General features: G+C 68.3%; 10 protein-coding genes and 3 pseudogenes. 8 read left to right on the top strand and 5 right to left on the bottom strand.

Annotation, left to right across the window (positions count from 1 at the left end; all coding sequences use genetic code 11):
* Positions 1-126 precede the first annotated feature (126 nt).
* Entirely contained in the window at positions 127-8,172 is an 8,046-nt protein-coding gene (locus tag AB0447_RS18870; RefSeq protein ID WP_366477807.1) for a ricin-type beta-trefoil lectin domain protein, read from the top strand.
* A gap of 129 nt (positions 8,173-8,301) precedes the next feature.
* Positions 8,302-8,616, top strand: a complete 315-nt coding sequence (locus tag AB0447_RS18865) for a hypothetical protein (protein ID WP_366477806.1) — start codon at positions 8,302-8,304, stop codon at positions 8,614-8,616.
* A 298-nt stretch (positions 8,617-8,914) separates the two neighbouring features.
* On the opposite strand, the pseudogene AB0447_RS18860 reads toward AB0447_RS18865, so the two are convergent.
* The 3 genes and pseudogenes from AB0447_RS18860 to AB0447_RS18850 all read right to left on the bottom strand — a co-directional run bounded on the left by AB0447_RS18860 (position 8,915) and on the right by AB0447_RS18850 (position 11,870).
* A pseudogene (locus AB0447_RS18860) lies at positions 8,915-9,584 on the bottom strand (NAD(P)H-binding protein).
* Positions 9,585-9,997: 413 nt separating this feature from the next.
* Positions 9,998-10,873, bottom strand: a complete 876-nt coding sequence (locus AB0447_RS18855; RefSeq protein ID WP_366477805.1) for a transposase — start codon at positions 10,871-10,873, stop codon at positions 9,998-10,000.
* A 418-nt stretch (positions 10,874-11,291) separates the two neighbouring features.
* Positions 11,292-11,870: a TetR/AcrR family transcriptional regulator gene (locus AB0447_RS18850; RefSeq protein WP_366477804.1), complete on the bottom strand. Its 579-nt coding sequence runs from the start codon at positions 11,868-11,870 to the stop codon at positions 11,292-11,294.
* 90 nt (positions 11,871-11,960) lie between these two features.
* On the opposite strand from AB0447_RS18850, the gene AB0447_RS18845 reads away from it, so the two are divergent.
* The 3 genes and pseudogenes from AB0447_RS18845 to AB0447_RS18835 all read left to right on the top strand — a co-directional run.
* Positions 11,961-12,407 carry a DUF1772 domain-containing protein gene (locus tag AB0447_RS18845; RefSeq protein ID WP_366477803.1) on the top strand — a complete coding sequence of 149 codons (447 nt, stop codon included), beginning with the start codon at positions 11,961-11,963 and terminating at the stop codon, positions 12,405-12,407.
* Positions 12,408-12,729: 322 nt separating this feature from the next.
* Complete coding sequence (locus tag AB0447_RS18840; RefSeq protein WP_366477802.1) at positions 12,730-13,155, top strand: DUF4267 domain-containing protein; 426 nt, start codon at positions 12,730-12,732, stop codon at positions 13,153-13,155.
* 71 nt (positions 13,156-13,226) lie between these two features.
* Positions 13,227-13,714 (top strand): annotated as a pseudogene (locus tag AB0447_RS18835) (IS5 family transposase); the annotation flags it as partial.
* Between the two features lie 430 nt (positions 13,715-14,144).
* On the opposite strand, the gene AB0447_RS18830 reads toward AB0447_RS18835, so the two are convergent.
* Positions 14,145-14,684, bottom strand: coding sequence for a hypothetical protein (locus AB0447_RS18830; protein ID WP_366477801.1), 540 nt, complete (start codon positions 14,682-14,684; stop codon positions 14,145-14,147).
* A gap of 281 nt (positions 14,685-14,965) precedes the next feature.
* On the opposite strand from AB0447_RS18830, the pseudogene AB0447_RS18825 reads away from it, so the two are divergent.
* Positions 14,966-15,485: pseudogene (locus tag AB0447_RS18825) on the top strand (ATP-binding protein); the annotation flags it as partial.
* 352 nt (positions 15,486-15,837) lie between these two features.
* Here the strand turns inward: AB0447_RS18825 and AB0447_RS18820 are convergent.
* Positions 15,838-17,121, bottom strand: a complete 1,284-nt coding sequence (locus AB0447_RS18820) for a hypothetical protein (RefSeq protein ID WP_366477800.1) — start codon at positions 17,119-17,121, stop codon at positions 15,838-15,840.
* 605 nt (positions 17,122-17,726) lie between these two features.
* Here AB0447_RS18820 and AB0447_RS18815 point away from each other — a divergent pair.
* Positions 17,727-18,158 carry a DUF5958 family protein gene (locus AB0447_RS18815; RefSeq protein ID WP_366477799.1) on the top strand — a complete coding sequence of 144 codons (432 nt, stop codon included), beginning with the start codon at positions 17,727-17,729 and terminating at the stop codon, positions 18,156-18,158.
* Between the two features lie 188 nt (positions 18,159-18,346).
* Positions 18,347-18,874, top strand: a complete 528-nt coding sequence (locus tag AB0447_RS18810) for a 2'-5' RNA ligase family protein (RefSeq protein WP_366477798.1) — start codon at positions 18,347-18,349, stop codon at positions 18,872-18,874.
* The last annotated feature ends 681 nt before the right edge of the window (positions 18,875-19,555 follow it).

The following is a 19,555-nucleotide window of genomic DNA, read 5'->3' as shown; positions in this document are numbered from 1 at the left end:
CGTATGCGTGCTTCAGGTCCGCTGTCATGGCTGGGGCGAGGACGCCCAGCCCTGACAGAGTCACAACGAAGGCGCCGGCGGCGAAGCCGCACGGCGATCGTCCTTCTGCTGTCCTCGACACTGACCGTGACCAGCTTGGGCGGCCAGGCGCTGGCCATCCCGGGCCCCGGCATGAACCGCGAGGAGTCGGTCGCCAAGGTCGACCTCCCGGACCTGCCCGAGGCCACCGAGGTCGCGGGAGACGACGCCGCCGACAAGGCCCTGAGCCTGGCTCCGGAGAACCCGGTCACCCCCTACACTCCGGCCAACGTCGCGCCGTGGGCCTCCGGCACCGGCAGCGCCACACTCGAGGCGACCAGCGCGCCCGGCACCACCGTCCAGGTCAAGAACGCCACGACCACCCTGCCGGTCGCCATCGGCGTCCCGGCGGGCCATGACCCGGCGGCCCTCGCCGGCGACTGGACCGTGGGCGTCGCGCCGCAGACGACCTCGCAGTCCGCGGGCGTCTCCGGCATCGTCATGAAGCTCACCCCGCCGGCCACGGTCGACCCGAACGCCGAAGTGGCGATCGACATCGACACCTCGGGCTTCGCCGACCTCTACGGGCCGCAGGCCGCCCTTCGCTTCGGTCTGATGCTGCTGCCCGAGTGCGTCTACTCCGCCCCCACCGAGGGCGACTGCGGGGACGGCGGCGGTATGACCGCGATGTCCGGTTCCGACAGGGACGAGGACGTCAAGAACGGCAAGAAGAACTTCCAGCGGCTCCGCAGCTCGGTGAAGGCGGTGGCCGCCAAGGACGCGTCCATCAAGCCCACCACCGCCCAGAACGCCAAGACCCGCCACATCCTCAGCGGCAACGTCCCGGTCTCCAGCCTCGTCGGCGAGGGCTTCGTCCCCTCCAAGGCGACCAAGGCCTCCTACCGTGACGGGATCCAGCCCGCGGTCTCGGCGAACGGCGGGGCCGCCATCGGCGGTCTGGACACCGGTGCCTCGGTGCACGGTGACTTCACGGCCTCGCCGCTGCTGTCCTCCGGCTCCTGGTCCTCGGGTTCGTCCTCGGGCGCCTTCACCTACTCGTACCAGATCCAGGTCCCGGAGACCGCCGGCGGTCTGATGCCGAAGGTCGGCCTGTCGTACTCCTCGCAGTCCGTCGACGGCCGCACCTCGTCCACCAACAACCAGGCGTCCTGGATCGGTGACGGCTGGGACTACAACGCGGGCGCCGTCACCCGTACGTACACCAACTGCCGCCAGGACTCCAAGAAGGCCGGCTCCAACAACTCCACCCACCGCACGGCAGACCTGTGCTGGGGCACGGAGAACGCCACCCTCTCCCTCGGCGGCATGACCACCGAGCTGGTCTGGGACGCCACCAAGGGCCCACTCGGCGCCGACGGCAAGCCCACCGGCAAGTGGTTCACGGCCAACGGCGACGGCTCCACCGTCGAGCTGATCAAGGGCGAGGGCACCGGCAACGGCGCCAAGGACGGTGAGTACTGGGTCATCACCACCAAGGACGGCACCAAGTACCACTTCGGCAAGAACAAGCTCCCCGGCTGGTCCGACCACGGCGCCGACCCCGACGACCCGACCACCCAGTCGGTGCTCACGGTCCCGGTCTACGGAAATCACGCGAACGAGGACTGCTACAAGGGCCCCACGACCACCGACTGGACCAACTCCTGGTGCACCCAGGGCTGGCGCTGGGGTCTCGACTACGTCGAGGACGTCCACGGCAACGCCATGTCGCTGTGGTGGAAGAAGGACGACCCGAACTACTACGCGCGGAACTTCAACTTCAAGGCGCCGGTCGCCTACGACCGCGACGGCTGGCTCGACCACATCTACTACGGTCAGCGCAAGGACAACATCTTCACGCAGATCGCCCCGGCGCGCATCGGCTTCAGCGTCGAAGAGCGCTGCTACGCCGTCGGCGGTGTCACCTGCAGCACGGAGAACTACGAGTCCAAGGACCCGCGCAACTACCGGCCCTGGTTCGACACCCCGGTCGACCTGCGCTGCGAGGCGGGCAAGAACTGCTGGAACGCCGGCCCGTCCTTCTGGACCCGTAAGCGCCTCGACAAGATCACGACCTCGGCCCAGCGGCGCACCGACACCGACGCCCAGCAGGTCGTCGACGAGTACCAGCTGAAGCAGAGCTTCGCCAGGCTGCGGACCGGCCCGAACACCGCCCTGTGGCTGGAGTCCATCCAGCGCACCGGCTACGCCCGCAAGGGCACCGCCGACGCGAGCGTCACGCTCAACACGGTCAAGTTCGAGCCCAACGCCGAGGACATGCCCAACCGGGTCCTCGAATACAACATCCAGCGCCCCGGCTTCTCTCGGCTGCGCATCGGCCGTGTCGTCAACGAGTACGGCGGCGAGACCGTCGTCAACTACAAGCCGGTCGCGGGCGACTGCGCCACCGGCAACCTGCCCCGGCTCGACCAGCAGCCCGGCGAGGACCGTGCCACGGCCATGGCCCGGCTGCAGGCCCAGCTCAAGGTCAACAACCGGCTCTGCTACCCGACCTTCTGGAGCCCCGACGCCGACGTCGAGGACATCGACTGGTTCCACAAGTACGTCGTGGACACGGTCGAGGAGCTGCCGAACATCGACGGCAACTACACCACCAGGACGGAGTACCTGTACAAGAACCCGGCCTGGAAGCTCGCCGAGGCCGAGTTCACCAAGAAGTCCCAGCGCACCTACTCGCAGTTCGCGGGCTTCGAGCAGACCACGGTCCTGACCGGCCCGGTCACCGAGGTCGCGGACGTCCCCGGCCAGCGCTCCAAGTCCGTCACCCGCTTCTTCCGGGGCCTCGGCGACACCGTGTCCGTCAAGGACATCACCGGCGCCGAGATCGCCAAGGACGAGGAGCCGTTCGCCGGCCGGATCGCCGAGGAGCTCACCTACGCCGATTCCACCAAGGCCGACTCCGAGTGGCTGAGCCGCAGCATCACCAAGCCGGCGGCCACCGAGCTCGCCAAGCGCAACCGTGACGACGGCCTGAGCCCGCTGCGGTCCTGGCGGGTCACGGAGCCGGAGGAGATCGCGTACACCAGGTCGTCCGGCACCAACCCCGACGACACCCGCACGGTGCGGTCGGTGAAGACGACGACCACGTACGACCCGACGTACGGGCTGCCGATCCTGGTGGAGTCCCTGGGGGACGCCGATCCCACCAAGACCGGTGACGAGTCCTGCACCAAGTCCGAGTACGTGCACCACACCGGCAAGAACCTGATCGGCCTGTCCAAGCAGGTCCTGATCTCGTCGACCACCTGCGCGAACGCCGACTGGACGAACCTCGGCTCGCTGAGCAGCGCCACCCGCACGGCCTACGACGGCACGGCGTACGGCACCGCTCTCGGAGCCTCGTCCCGGGGCCTGGCCACCGAGTCGTGGATGCTCAATGGCGCCGGCACCGGCTTCCAGACCGCGGGCACCAAGGAGTTCGACGCCGTCGGGCGCGTGGTCAAGGAGACCCCGGCGGACCAGCTGGCCCAGCCGATTCCGAAGTCCTCCAGGATCGCCTACGCGTCCATCGGGCCCGCCACCGGACAGGTCTTCAAGGTCACCATGACCAACCTGCTCGGGCAGAGCCAGATCCAGGAGCTGGAGCCGGGCCGCTCGACCACGGTCAAGATCACGGACGCCAACGGCCACGTGAGCGAGGCCGTGTACGACCCGCTGGGCCGGCTCTCCGAGGCCTGGGCCCCGGGCCGTACCCCGTCGCCGTCGTCGGTGCCGGACTTCCGCGCCGTCTACACGATCCCGAAGGAGGAGACCGACCCGACCGACTCCAAGATCAAGATCCGCAAACCTCCGTACGTCACCACCCATGCGCGGGGCTACGAGAACCGGACCGAGACCTCCGTCACGCTCTACGACGGCCTCGGCCGCGAGCGGCAGACGCAGGAGGAGGCCGACAACGAGGCCGGCTGGCTGATCACCGACACGCTGCACAACAGCTCCGGTGAGGTCTACGAGACCAGAAACGCCTACCTGACCCAGGACGCCGTGCCGGGCCAGCTCTTCACCCCGGTCTCCGACACGGCCGTCCCCAACATCACCCGCTACTCCTACGACGGTCTCGGCCGCGTGGTCCAGGAAACCCCGTACCTGAAGTACGTGGATCCGGTCACGCAGGCGTCCAGCTCGAAGGCGTACGAGGACCGGGCCGTCCGCTACGAGTACGGCGAGGACTGGTCGAAGGTCATCCAGCCGCAGGGCGACTCGTCCTACCGCGTCTGGACCGACGCGACCGGCCGGACGATCCGCACGGACACCTTCAACCCGGCGGCCCCCGGCGGATTCACGTCGACGCGCTACGAGTTCGACGCGCACGGCCAGATGGCGAAGGCGACCGCCTCGGCGGACCCGACGCACCCGTGGACGTGGACGTACAACCACAGCGGCCAGGTGGAGCGGGCGACCGACCCCGACGCGGGCACGTCCATCACCACCTACGACGCCTTCGGCCGGGTCGAGACGACCACGAACGCCCGCGGCATCAAGGTCTGGAACGGCTACGACGAGCTGTCGCGGCCGAAGGAGGCGCGCGAGAACACCTCCACCGGCAAGCTGCTGTCCTCGTTCACGTACGACACGGCCCCGGGCGGCAAGGGCATGCCCGCCACCGCCACCCGCTACACCGATCTCCTGGCGTACACCCAGACGGTCAACGGCTACACGAAGGACTACCAGCCGACCTCGACCACGCTGTCCCTGCCGCAGTCCATCGTCGACACCTGGGGTCTGAACAAGGACTACAGGTACGACTACACGTACAACGACCAGGGCATGCTGGACGACACCACCGTTCCGGCGGTGGGCAGGTTCGGCGCCGAGAAGCTGGTCGTCCGCTACAACAAGGACGGCAAGCCGCTCTCCATCTCCGGCAAGGACTGGTACGGCTCCGAGACCACCTACGACCCGTACGGCCATGTGCTCCGCTCCACGCTCGGTGCCCAGCCGTACCGCGTGTGGACGCAGAACACGTTCGACGAGGCCGGCGGTGAGCTCACGGCGCAGTCGGTCTTCCGCGAGAAGACCGGCACGACCGCGGACAACTCCGTCGTCGACTCCCTCGTCTCCCGCAACCTGGTCTCCCACCGGGCGTACACCTACGACCCGGCGGGCAACGTCACCTCCATCCAGGAGGGGGCCAGCGGGATCGAGGAGCGGCAGTGCTTCGTCTACGACCCGCTGGGTCAGCTGAAGTCGGCCTGGACCTCCAAGGACCAGACCACCTGTGTCAACCCGCGCAACCCCGACGGCACGCTCAACAAGAACGCCGACGGAACGCTCCGGGTCGCCGCGGGCAAGGACAACTCCGGCTACTGGCAGGAGTACGAGTACGACCTTCTCGGCAACCGCACCAAGCTGACCGAGAACGACCTCGGCGGCGACACCACCAAGGACGCCACCAGCACCTACTCGTACGGCAAGGCCGACGGCACCCAGCCGCACACGCTGACCAAGGTGTCGAAGACCTCCAAGACCCCTGCAGGGGCACAGATCAAGGCCGAGGCCACACGTCTGTACGAGCTGACCGGCGAGACCAAGACGGTCACCTCGGTCCAGAACGGTGACAAGCAGGACCTGTCCTGGACCTACGACGGCAAGGTCGACCGGATCACCGGTGCGGGCACCGGCGGCAAGACCCCGTACGTGGGTCTCGGCCAGAAGTGCCTGGACCTGAAGTCGGGCGCCGCCCAGGCGTCCCAGCCGATCCAGCTCTACGCCTGCAACACCTCGGTGGCGCAGAACTTCAAGTTCACGCCCACCCCGGCCCCCTCCGGAGGCACGCAGAACGATCCCAACCGGGGCACCCTGTCGGTCTACGACTCCTGGTGCCTCCAGCCCACCGCGAACGCGGTCGGGTCGGCGGTCCAGATCCAGAAGTGCGGCACCACCGCCGCGCAGGTGACCGCTCAGGAGCTGAGGCGCAGCGCGAACGGGCAACTCACCCACCTCGCTTCCAACCTGTGCCTCGCGGTCCAGGGTGCGGCGAACGTGAACGCGACGCCGATCGTGCTCGCCACCTGTGACGCCGCCTCCACGGCCCAGCAGTGGCTGCCGCAGAACGACACCCGTCACATCTACGGCCCCGACGGCGCCCGCCTGCTCACCATCAAGGGCAAGGAGGCGACCCTCCACCTGGGCGAGGCCCAGGTGACCGTCCAGCAGGGCGGCGTCCTGGTCAACACCCAGCGCACCTACGGCGTGCCGGGTGGCGCGGTCATGCGCTACGCGTACGGCACCGGCTCGGAGACCCTGGTCGCCCAGACCGGGGACCACCAGGGCAGCGCGTACGCGGAGGTCGCCCTCTACGGCGGCATGTCGGTGCGCATCCGCAAGCAGGACCCCTTCGGCAACGAGCGCGGCACCGCCGGTGCCAACCTCCAGAACCACAAGGGGTTCCTCGGCAAGACCCGGGACGACGCCTCCGGCTACCAGCCGCTGGGCGCCCGTCTGTACGACCCGGTGGTCGGACGCTTCCTGTCCGTCGACCCGGTGCTCGACCTGAACGACCCGCTGCAGTCCAACGGGTACGCGTACGCGCAGAACAACCCGGTCTCGTACTCCGACCCGACCGGTCTCGCGATCAGCCTGACCGCTTCGGAGAAGGCAGCGGCCCTCGCCGGTGCGGGTCTGTCCGCGGCGCAGGTCGCCCAGGCCCAGGCCACCATGGGCAAGTCCTTGTCCTCGGTGATCCTGGCGATCGCCTGGGAGACGCTGAAGGACTTCATCGGCATCAATGACGCCATGGCCTGCTTCGGCGGTGACATGTGGTCGTGCGGCAGCATCATCCTGGATGCCATTCCATGGACGAAGCTGGGCAAGATCCCGTCGGTCCTGAAGGCGATCAACCGCACCATCGACGCCATCCAGGCCTTCAAGGCCGCGAAGAAGGCTGCGGAGGCCGTCCTGAAGGCGGCCAAGGCCGCCGAGGCAGCCGCACTCAAGGCCAAGAAACTGGCCATCGAGAAGGCCAAGAAGGAGGCCGCGCAAAGAGCGAAGAAGAAGGCCGCCGAGGCCGCGAAGAGAAAGGCCGACGCGGCGGCCGCCGCGAAACGGAAGACGGGCAACCCCGTCCACAAGAAGGCCCAGGCCAAGGCCGCACCCAAGTCCTCCTCGCACCCGAGTGGGGGCAAGGGCGGCGGTGGCAAGCGCGCCGGCGGCGGTGGCAAGGACTCCGGGGGCGGTGGCGGCGGCAAGTCCGGCGGCTCCTCCCGCAGCAACGGCGGCACCAGCGGTAGCGGCGGCTCCGGCCGGGCCGACGGCGGCGGTTCCTGCCCGGTCAACAGCTTCGTGCCCGGCACGAAGGTGCTGATGGCCGACGGTTCCACCAAGCCGATCGAGAAGGTGAAGGCCGGCGACAAGGTCATCGCGACCGACCCGAAGTCCGGTGAGAGCGTCGCCCGGACGGTCACCGCCGAGATCAAGGGCCAGGGCCTCAAGCACCTGGTCAAGGTCACGGTCGACCTCGACGGCAAGAGCGGCTCGAAGACGGCTCAGGTCACCGCGACCGCCGGCCACCCCTTCTGGGTCCCCGAGCTCGGCAAGTGGATCGACGCCACCGACCTCACGACCGGTGAATGGCTCCAGACCAGCGCCGGTACGTACGTCCAGCTCACCGCGATCCAGCGGTGGACCGCGCAGGACGCCACGGTCCACAACCTGACCGTGTCCGACCTGCACACGTACTACGTGCTGGTGGGTGCCACTCCGGTCCTGGTCCACAACGCGAACCTTCCACAGGTCTGTGGTCCGGTCACGGATAGCACCCATTTCGCCGACGTGGAAGTCTTCGACGCCGGCGGAACCCAGATCGACGCGTATTCGCTTCGAAGCGGTGCCACGACCCCGGAAGAGGCCAGCATCGGTGTGGGACGCGCACGCCAGGCGGTCCACACGGAGAACCGGGCAGCACGCGCAGCCGGCGGTGCGCCCATGATCAAGGACACCGTCATTCAGGACGACCCCTTCTTCATGGCCAGTCCTGTTCCTGATGGCGGGCGGGTGAGAATCACCGGCACGAAGCCGCCTTGCGGAACCTGCCAGGCACAGATGAGGCTTACCGCGGAGGATACGGCCTCGACCTTTGAATACCTTTGGCCGGACGGAAATGGTGGAATGAACATATTCTCGACGGACGGGTAGGTCTCATCCAGTCCCGCGGACAATGCGGGACGTCACCTGGATGTGACCCCTTCGCAAAGCTCCTGTCGGACAGTCCTGTAGTAGGGCTGCTCCGGCAGGAGCTTTGTCGTATGGCTGTACCATCCCTCCATGGACACTCCGCGAGACGATATCCACTGTGGGATCTGCGGTCAGCCGATCAATGCCCATGACGCCCACCCGCAGCACGATGACGACCGGCCTGCCCGAAAGGGGAAGCGTGTCACGTATGTCGTCGTAGAACTGCGCGGAGCCACCGCCCACTTCCAGGCGACCGATGACCCCACTCGGACGTTCAAGACCGGTGCCGCCGACTTGGCGGAACAACTTGGAATCGATCTTTCCGGCCTCCCTGGCCGCCCGTACACGTGCTGGGTGGAGCCGACCGAATACGGCGTCATTCGAAGCGAATTCAAACTCGCCTGAATCACCGCTGCCCCGCGCCTCCGCCTCCGCCTCCGCCTCCAGCCGCAGTGGTTCCTCCCTCACCGCCTTCTGGGTAGGCGCCGCGCTACCGCCCCGCTGTTGTCCGTGCAGTTGGCCGCCGCGTCCTCCACGACGACGGCGACGGCGACGGCCGGCTGGGCCGTGCCGTGCCACCAGACCTGTGACTTAGCGCTGTAGTTGGCCAGTTGGCCAACTACAGCGCTCAGGACATGGAGCACCTGTCGGCTACCTGGATCGTCCGCGTCTGGTGAACTGGAAGCCGGAGGGCGCGAGCGGTTCAGGAGAGCCAGTCGGCGTAGCGGGTGGGGCGAGGTGGGCGTCCTTGTCGGTGAGGACGTCACCCTTGACGACGGCGAACATGCCGGCGGTGGGGTCGGTGACGACGGTGCGGCAGTCGGACTTGTGGGACAGGGTGAGCCGGCCCAACTCGTCCAGGGAGAAGACCTCGGGTCCGGCGATGCTGCGAATGCCCCCAGCGGGGCATTCGCAGCGACTTCTGCCACCGCGTCGGCCACGTCCTTGGAGGCGATCGGCTGGATCGGCATGGCGGGCAGCCGGACGGTGTCACCGTCGGCGGTCCAGGACAGGATCGCGTCGATGAATTCCATGAACTGCGTCGCGCGGACGATCGAGTAGGGGATCGGTCCGGCCGTGAGGATGTCCTCCTGGAGCACCTTGGCCCGGTAGTAGTCCAGCTCCGGCACCTGGTCCGCGCCGACGATCGAGAGAATAACGAAGTGACGGACGCCATGCTCCCGGCCCGCGGCCAGAAGGTTGTCCATCGAGGTCTGGAAGAAGGCCAGGGAGGCTTCGCCGAAGGTCGGGGAGTTCGTCAGGTTGACGATGACGTCGGCCCCCGCCACCGCCTCGTCCAGTCCCTAGCCGCTCATGACGTCGATTCCGGTGGACAGTGAGTGCGGCACCACCTCGTGCCCGGCGGCGTTCAGATTCGATTACTCACTCATTGGGAGTGGTCGCGGCAGGCTGCGCGAAGCGCGGGACTGTAAAACGTTCGGTGTAACTCCTGATCAAGGAAGAGGAACCATGCGCCGACGAGCCGCATCCGTCATCGTCACCTCCTGCACCGTTATGGCTCTCGCCCTCATCGGAGCGACGCCGTCCATGGCAGATCCGGGGCCCATCTCGGAGGCGGATTGCCGTGCGCAAAACGGTGTGGTGGAAGACATCGAGGGGACGTACTACTGCTTGGCCGTCCACGGCGTTATCGAGGGGTAAGAGGTGTGCTCCGGGCTGGTTGCTCTGGCAACTGGCCCGGGCCGGTCGTTCGCCGGCGCGGTGGGCAGCGCCGCAGTCCTCAACAGATCGCGCCCCAGAGGTTTCCAGGCCCGAGGACTCGAAATCAGGCACTCAGGGCGACGCCGCCGCCTGCGGCGGGGCGACTTTGTAGAGCCTCCGGTCTCGAACCAGGGCTCCCTGAGTCGTGCGGTGCCGGGGCGAGTCCGGCGAAGGCGGCGAGCCGGTCCGGGGTCGCGGAGAAGGTCAGGTCACTGCCGACTCCTGCGAGGAACTCGGCGCCGAGGAGAGGTCCGATGCCGGGCATGCTCGTGATGATCTCCGCAAGTTCGTGGGAGCGGAAGCGGTCCTCGATGAGCCGGTCGACCTCCACGACCTTCTCGTTCACCACCCGCACGTCGGCGGCGAGGGTCCGAACCAGCTGGGCGATGATCGCCTCGCCAGGGACTGCAGTGTGCTGCTGTTCGGCGGCCTCAACCGCCGTCGCCGCGAGCTCCTCCGGGGTGCGGAGGCCCCGGGCTCGGAGCCAGTGGGTCAGCCGGGCAGTGCCCATGCGCCGTATCGCCGCCGGGGTCTGATAGCCGTCAAGGAGGCCCAGCGGGCCGGCGCTGGTGAGGACGAGGGCACGTTCCAGCGTGGGGAACATTCCGGTCAGTGCGGAGCGAAGGCGGTTGATGGCCCGGGTGCGGTCGCGGACGAGGTCGGTGCGTCGGCTGGTGAGGACCTTCAGCTCGATGGTGGCCTCGTCGGTAGGCCACATCGGCTTGAGATCCCGGCGGATGAGGAGTGCAGGTTCACCGCCAGCCATGTCGACGGTCCACGTGACGTGATCCTCCAGCGCGAGAACATCCTGGAGGAGCCGGAGTAACTCAGGGTCTCCGTTCGCCACCCGCCGGGACAGCAGCTTCGTGCCGTCCTGGTCGATGGCGACGCAGTGGTGGTGGGTCTTGCCGCTGTCGATTCCGGCCCAGATCCGGTTCATCGTGCTCCAGACGATCGTGCGTGCATGTCCAGCCGCAGACGACCGTGCCGGCGTGGCCTTACCCAGCGATCTTCGTCGCACTTCCCAATCTGGCGGCCGGGACGTCGTGGGGCGCCGGGCGGCCAAGCCACTGCAGCCACGGATGGCAGCCAACTAGAAGCCACACCCGGCACCCCCGGGCGGCCCAACCATACGAAGGGCTCGGCCATCCCGTCCCAGGAACGTAAGGCCAACTAGGGCGTGTATCGGGTCGTGATCAATGAGCATCGCAGCCTCCGGAATGGATGCCCCGTCTGGGGTGCGGGGCCCGGCGATCTGCGGCTGCGCCGTGTGGGTGCGAGTGATCGGAGGCGTTGCTGCAGGCAGGCAGGCAGCGGGGCCCGAGGGCCCCCGGCTGCCTGCCCGCCGGGACGGTGTGTCAGACCATGGCGAGCCGGTCCACCAACAGCTCCACCCTCGGCTCAGCGTCCTCGGGCAGCAGGCGGCCCGCTCGGGTCAAGGTCGCCAGGCCGTGCAGAGCCGCCCAGAACACCTCGGTGAACAGCCCCGGGTGGACGCCGTCGCCGGCGACCTCGGCGAGGGACTCGAGCAGGGCGGCGAAGGCGTCCTTCAGCGGCTCGGGGGTGTCCTCCTGCGCGTACGCCAGGCCGCCGTCGAGCTGGAACAAGGCGTCGTAGACCGCCGGGTTGTGCTTGGCGAAGTCGAGGTAGGCGCGGGCGAGGGCGGCGACCCGCTCGCGCGGGCTGTTCGCTCTGGAGGCCGCGGCACGCACCGCCGCGGCCAGCTCGGCGGCGCCTTCCAGGGCGACGGCGCCGATGATCTCGCGCTTGCCGCGGAAGTGGCTGTAGAGGACGGGCTGGCTGTATTCGATGCGCGCGGCGAGCTGGCGGGTGGTGACTGCGTCCCAGCCCTGCTGCTCGGCGAGTTCGCGGGCGGTCGCCACGATCAGGCGCTCGCGCTCCGCCCGTTCGCGCTCCTTGCGTTCCTTTACCGACATGAATCGATCCTAGCATCGCTAGACAACCGAGCGTTAGCAGCGCTAGCGTTGCCTCATCTTCTAGCAACGCTAGTTCACGAAGGGGTCGTCATGCTCAACACACTCGAGGTCGTCACCACCGTCGTCGTCGGCCTGATGGTGGGGGTGGAGTTTTCCGTCGTCTTCATCATGAACCGGATCCTGGACGCGCTTCCCGAGGACAGCGGCCAGCTCGGCCACGCCCACGGCGGCCGGATGCTCGGCGCCCTGATGCCGTTCTGGTACATAGGCTCGCTCGTCCTCAGCACGATCTGGGCCGTCGCCGGATGGCACCACCACGGCGCCGGACTCGTCGTCACCGCCGCCGGACTGCTGATCCTCAGCGTGGTCATGTCGATCCTGCTGCTCGTCCCGATCAACAACCGAAACAAGACCTGGACCCCCGAGAACCGGCCCGCTGACTGGAAGGAGCAGCTGCACCGCTGGAACCGCTACCACTACATCCGCCTCGCCGTCATCGTCGCCGCGTTCACCCTGCTGGTCGTCGCCCTCGCCTGATACCACCGCTGCGCCGACCTGCACTGGTTCGCCCCTGTATATCGACGGCTTTTGCGCCGTCGGGGTGAGCCGGAGAGGGCATCGGAATTCTGACCCCGCGGGCCGAGGCCGCGCCGTGACCAATCCCCACTCCTCGGGGTGCGGTTGACCACCGAAATCCCGACATTCGGGAATGCAGCTGCCGCTCAGATCCCACAACCGCGATCCCGGCAAGCTGTCCCCCTCGATCGGCCGCGTCCACGCGGCCTGATCAGGCCCCCACACGACTCGGCAAGCTCCACGAAGCTCACCAAGCTGACGAAGACTCGCATGGAGAAGAACAATGTCGCTGAAGAAGGTCAACACCGTCCTGGCCGCCGCCTTCATCCTCTTCATCCTCTGGTTCGGGACGGAGTACATCCTGAGCCCGGAGACGACGGCGCCGGGCTACGGCCTGCCGAGCTGGCCGTCCGGCGACGGCGACGGCTTCCTGATCATCAAGGGAATCCGCGACGTCGTCTTGGCCCTGGTTCTGGGCATCCTGCTGGTGACGGGTCACCGCCGGGCGCTGGGCTGGGTGCTGCTGGTGGAAGCACTCGCCGCGTACGGCGACATGACCAACGTGCTGGCCCACCACGGCTCCGTGGCCACCGCGCTCGGCGTCCACGGCCTGACCGCGACACTGATGGTGGTCAACGGCCTGCTGATCATGCGCGAGACCCGCAACGTCGCGGCCGCTCCGGAAGCGCCCGCCCCGCAGCCCGCCTAGCGCGGATCGCGCCGTGATCAATCCGTGGGTTTCGCCCCGTTCCAGGCCCTGTACCCGGTAGACCGTCGTGCGTGACGCACGCGCAACTGACGGACGAAGAGTGGGAGTTCATCGAGCCGCATCTGCCGATCGGCGAGTACGGCCCGTACCCCAAGACCCTGCGTGAGCAGTTCGAGGGGCGTGATCTGGCGGTTCCGGACCGGCGGGCAGTGGCGGGAGACGCCGAGCGAGTTCGATGCCTGGTCCACCGTCTGCAACCGCTTCCGCCAGTGGCGTGACGCCGGAGTGTTCGAAGCCCTGCTGGAGGACCTGATCGCGGAGGCGGCGAAGCGGGCGAGGTGGACCTGTCCGGGGCAACCCCGAAGAACAAAGCGGACACGAGGCCGAAGCGGCCCCCGAGCGGGAGGAACGACGACGGGTCCGCCGCCGGCGAAAGCACCGCCTGAAGACCGCCCTCTTGGGACGCTCGCGGGGCGGGCAGGCCAGCAAGGTCCACCTCGCCGCCGACCGCAGGTGCCGCCCGCTGGCGTTCGTGCTGACCTCCGGACAGGCCGCCGACAGCCCGCAGTTCGTCCCCGTCCTACGGAAGATCCGGGTCCGCGGGCCCGTCGGCCGCCCCTGCACCCGGCTGGACGCCGTCGCCGGGGACAAGGCTTGCTCCTCCCGCGGCAATCGACCGAACTCGCCCAGGCCCGAGCCGCCCAGCGCGACCTCGCCCAACGCCCAGCCGCCACCCTCCCCGGCGACAGTGCTGTAGAAGGTGGTCCCGTCGAGGAACGGGTCAGGGCAGTTGCCATCACCAGCCGCGAGGATGATCTCGTGCCAGCCAGCGACCAGGATGTCTTCCTTGGTCGTGAAGCGGAACCAGCCGCCCGACAGGGGGCCAGGTCGCGGGTGCAAGGCGCGGGCGGCGGGCATGCGTGAGGGGGTGGTGGCGCCGTGGCGCCGTGGCGCCACCACCCCCTCACGTCATCTCACATCGTGTCGCGTCAGCGGAGGCCGGCCTGGTTGCGCGTGGTGAGCTTGCCGTTCTCGAAGAGGAAGCTCGCGACGCCGAAGGTGCTGGCCTGCTCGCAGTCGTAGATCGCAATGCTGTCGGTTCGGCTCTGGGACTGGGCGACGCGCACGCAGGTGCCCTTGCCTGCGATCTCGTGCATCTGACCGATCGTATTGCCGATCTTGATCTTGCTGTACTTGGCCTTGGTCATCTTTCCGTTGGACTTCAGGCCGTCCAGGAAGGCCTGGCCCTTGATCTCGAGCTTGCCGTTCACGAAGTCGAACGAAGCGCTGCTGTAGGGCTTGTTGCCCTTGCACTCGTAGTGCCGGTAGGAAACGCCACCGGAGTCGTCGCGGCTCTTGAGCTTGCAGGCGCCACTGTCGGCGATGCTGTGCATCTTGGACGTGGTGGTGCCGATCTTGATCAGGTCGTACTCGGCCTTGCTGATGGTGGCGGTGGTGGCAGCGCTCGCGCTCGGCGCGGCGGCGAATGCCAGACCGGCGGCCACTACCGGCGCGGCGAGCAGGTGCATGCGGGACATCGGGATCCCCCCAAGAGAACGTCCTGCGTGTTCAGGACGTGATCATGGTGCCAAAGCCGGGCACACGAATGAAAGTCTACAGATTGTTGCAGTTTCAACACGAGGATGAACATGCCCCACCGTCACCATCCGTCGGGGAGTGGGGGCTTGTGGGCGCGGGTTCGTCTCGACGCGGTGTCAGGTGCTTCCCCGCCCCGCTGCCGCCTGCCGTCCGAGCCCGCCTGCCACCCGACAAACGGCCTCTGCCGTAGGTCGCTCACTACGACCGGCCCCTGCGGTCCGCCGCAACCGCCCCACCGCCTGAAGGAGAACAGCGTGTCCATCCCCGCCAGCGAGGACTCACCGAACAGGCAGCCACGGTAGCGATCGACCAGGCACACCGGATGCTGAGGCTGCCCGCCATCCGGTCCCAGTTCCCCGAACTCGCCGAAACCGCAGGCCGCGAGCAGATGTGCTACGTCGGATTCCTCTCCGAGCTCCTCCTGGCCGAATGCGACGACCGGGCCCGCCGCCGCTCCGAGCGCCGCATCAAGGCTGCCGGCTTCCCTCGGGATAGGTCGCTCCGCAAGTTCGACTTCGACGCCAACCCCCAACATTGACCCAGCCATGGCCCACACCCTCGCCAAGTGCGAATGGATCAAGAAGGGCCTGCCGCTCTGCCTCATCGGAGACTCCGGCATCGGCAGGTCACACCTGCTGATCGCGCTCGGCACAGAGGCGGCGATGGCGGGTTTCCGCGTCAAGTACGTCCTGGCCAACGAGCTCGTCGAAGCGGCCGACGAGAAGCAGCTGGCCGGCGGAACTCAGCCACCGCCAACTACCGACGCACCACCACACCCCCGCGCCATTCACAACCCTTCACCCATACCCGCCAGCGCACCCCCATCCCAGCGAAACGCATACGGGAATGGCAACCCCATGACAGCCAACCACCACCTTGCTACGCAGCCCATGGCAGCAGCTTGGTCACCACATGACAGCCACTACTAAGTGGCTGCGTAGGTAGGAACGGAGAACGTTTGTAGACGAGTTGCAGGAGCAGTCGCTTGTCGCTGGTGCCCGCAATGTTGATGAGACTTGGAAACGCCTGTCTGGCGTGTCGGCATCAGCCGATCACCGACAGAGGTCGCCGTGCCTGTGCTCGCTACGTGAACGTTGTCTCTCGACCTGGGGTCGCCGTTGGTGGGGTGGCGGCGCCGTTCAGGCAGCGGTCGAGGAGTGCGTGCATGAAGGGAACGGGGAGGGACGGGTTGGCCGCAGCGCCCTCTGCGGTACGGGGGTCGGCGAGGAGAGCCTCCAAGACCTCCGGTGTCAGGCGCGGGTTGGCGGCGGCTGCCCGGCACACCGACTCGTCGGGGTCTCCTACCGGAGGTTCGGACAGGGTGGGATCGGCAGCGGCCAGGGCGCGTACCTCGGGATCCGGGTGGCCGATGAGGTGGGTCAGGCCGGTGCGGGGGAACGCGGGCAGGGTCCGCAGGTGCGGACGGTGGGCCGGGCGGGTGACGAAGACGTCCAGGAGGAGCTGTGGCGGAGCCAGCGGGTGGTGGCAGGCCAGCCGGATGCGTACCTCCTCGTCGTCGTCCTGCGCGAGTGTCTCGACGAGTTCTGCGGGCAGGCCGGGCCAGCTCGCCGCAACCCGGCGGAGCACCGGTTCCGCGGACACCGCGCAGGCGGCGAACCAGCCGGGGGACGGCTCGGTGTCCGGCTCGGTGATCGGGCAGGTGCAGTCCGGACCGTGCCCAATGACCCCGTGGATCGCCCAGAACTCGGCCCATGTACGGGGGAAGGGGTGGAGGCGTGCGCGCATCCGCACGTCCTTCTCCGGGTCCTTCCTCAGCTCCGCTACCAGGTCCGGTGCCAGGTCGGGCCGGGCGGCGACCATCTCGCGGACCTTCGCCTCGGGGTGGCGGGCGAGCCGGGCGACGGCGTCGGCCGGAGTGTGGCGGTTCCAGGTAAGGGGGTGCACGGTGTCGTCCGCGAAGCACTGTTCGACGAGCGCGGGGGACAGGGCGCACGTGCCGAGCACGAACGACTTGCTGTGCGAGCCGATGGACGGCAGTTTGGCCTCCACCGCTTCCGGGTCGAGCACCCAGCTGCTCTCCTGCGCTGCTTCCCGTACCGCGGGGTCGGGGTCGTCGAGCAGCGCCTCCCGCTGCGCAGGGGTGAGCAACTGCCACCTCCAGGTGGCGCGTATGCGGAGCTCGGGGTGCTCGTGCCCGGCCATGGAGCGGTAGAAGGACAGAGGGATCTGCCGAGAGAAGCTGAGCTCCTGGGTGATCTCGTGTTCGGTGAGCATGCCGTCCTCGCCTCCGTCTTGGGCAGTCAGGAGGGTGACGAGGATGTCGTCGGGCAGCGGTCGGACCCATCGGGGGCGGGGGCGGGGGTTGGCGAGCCGCGCACGGATGATCCCCGATGGGTCCGTCGCCAAGGGGACGAGTCGCGAAGGGTCTACGTACCGGTTACCGGCGAGCGCGCGGCGGATCCCCCTGGCCGGGTGGCGCAGGGCTGCCTCGATAACTGCGTCGGGTAGGTGGCGGCCCTCACACATCAGCGGGCCGACCTCACCGGCCGCTCGATCCATCAGTCGTATCAGTACGTCGGAGGGCGCCGCCGGATTGAAGGCGATGCCACGCAGCCACGGTTCACGGAGAAAGTCGGACACCGCGTCATCCTGCCACCTCGTCGCGCCCGGACTGGGCCACCAGGCGACCACGTCGTCGGGGCTCACCAACGGGTCCGTCCGCACGCTTTGGTCGAGGCGGCGAGGGCCTTGCCCGTCGTGCATCCGCTGACCGTACGCGGCACGCTGCAGGGCTCCGCAGCCACCCGCGCCTGGGGAACGCACGACATCCGTGCCGAGGCAAGCATTCGTGTGTTGCTGAAACTCGGCTACATCGTCTGCCTTGTCCACAGGGTGTTCTCGCCCTTGGGTGACAAACGCTCTCGCTCCTGACCAACAAAGCCAATTAAGCGTGGCGCCGCGTCGTACCAGACCGCCCCCGGCCCGAACCGGCAACATGGAATGATCAATAGATGACCGAAACGAGCAGGGCGGACGACCGCTCCTTCCGGCGCGAGACCGAGCAGGTCGTCAACGAAATCGCCCAAGAGCTCCGCACCCTGAACGACGGGTCTACCTGGTTCACCGACCTCTCCCTGGCACGCCGACTGGCGGTGCTGAACGAGGTCGCCGGCTACGCGATGCAGGCACACATCACAGCCGCGGACGGCCGCGCAGGGGTCGCACGGTCCGGGGTGAAGCCCACCGCCAACCCCTCGGTGATGATCTGCATGGACCCACCCCGCTACGGGTTCTCAAGCCTCCCCGCCGACGAACACGTCAAGGCGTTCCGTGTCCTCGTCTCCGTATTCGCCGTCGCCGACACCCGCCGCAGACAGACGTACTGCAAAGGCACCTGCGGACACACCTGGCACCACCTACCCGCACCCGCCGAGGAGCCGTAACACCGGCCACCCCCAGCATCAGCCGGTGCGGCCGCCGGAAGCCGTCAGCAACCATCGCCCGCAAGCAGTCACCCGCTGACAACCAACCGCTGCCACCACACCACCCATTCACAACGCCCAACTCGCCGCCCTCGCCCACCTCGGAGTGCAATGGGCGCAGTAGCGGACTGGCCTGCGATGATGACGGCGTGCCAGAGCCAGGGACCACTGCCGTCGTCATCGTCTTGCCCGATGCCGCCCCGCTCCTCGATGCGGCGTGGCGTATCGACCCGACTCTGGTGCGTCGTGGGGTGCCGGCGCACGTCTCGCTCCTCTACCCGTTCGTGCCGGAAACGGCGTTGACGGGTCAGGACGAGAAGGGCGTGCGTTCCCTGGCGGCGCGTTTTCCGGCAGCCGATCTGCTCTTGGACGAGGTCGTGACGGCGTCGGGCTTCGTCGCCGTCACCGTTCCGGGACTCCAACCGATCGTCGATGCGTTCCGCGCCCAGTGGCCCGGGTTGCGCCCGTACAGGGGCCGCTTCGGGGCGCGGCCCGCCGCCCATGTCACGGTCGCCATGGGTGCGGACAACCCGACAGCTACTGCCCATGTCCGCGCTGCGATCGGCAGCCTGCTGCCGCTGCGCACCCGGGCGGCGGCGGTCCAGCTGGTGGTGCTGACGGAGGAAGGCTGGCAGTCGCGGTTCACGGTGCCGCTCGGCGTCCCGGACGGGCAGTGAACACCGCCCGCCAGCCCCTCCCCCATGGCCGCGACCACACCCCGAGGCCGGCACCCCATCCTTGGCCACATCCCGAGGACCAGTGGAACTGCGCACACGACCGAACAACCTGCACAGCCACACCCCAGACCGAGAATCACCCAGGCCAGACGGCCGACGGTCGGCCGCTCCGGCGGCCACCTGGTCCGGGTGGACGTCGGGGAACTCCACGTCACCGCCGAGGTAGACCAGGAGCCCGACCCGGACAAGGCGGCCGACCGCCGAGGCGGTCACCCGCGGCCGGCACTCCGGCAACGGCACCCCCAACCATCCGTCAACCGGTCCGCCGCCCACCCATCCCCCACCGGACCCCGCAACGCCGCCCGCACCTGCTCCGAGTCGGCGGCCTCCACCACGGCCCGCGACCAGAGCCCCGGGCCGGTCTCCGCCGGCGGGACCAGGCCCGAGCCGGTCGACCGCCAACAAGCCGCCAGAGACACGCGCAGCCGACCCACGGCCTGGCTCTCGTCGTGGGCTCCCGGCCCGAAACCCTCACACCGGAACCGCCATACCTGTCCCCCTCACCGGTGTGTGACACCGCGCTGAGCTGCACCAACATCTCTGCAACCGCGCATACACGACGCTCCCCCCGTACCTCCGCCACGGCCCCATACAAGGCCTGAAATCTCGCCGCGAGTACGG

This window comes from Streptomyces sp. NPDC051211 (assembly GCF_040689505.1).
Taxonomy (GTDB): Bacteria; Actinomycetota; Actinomycetes; order Streptomycetales; family Streptomycetaceae; genus Streptomyces.
The sequence above is the reverse complement of the archived record's forward strand: the minus strand, read 5'-3'. Positions and strand labels throughout refer to the sequence as shown.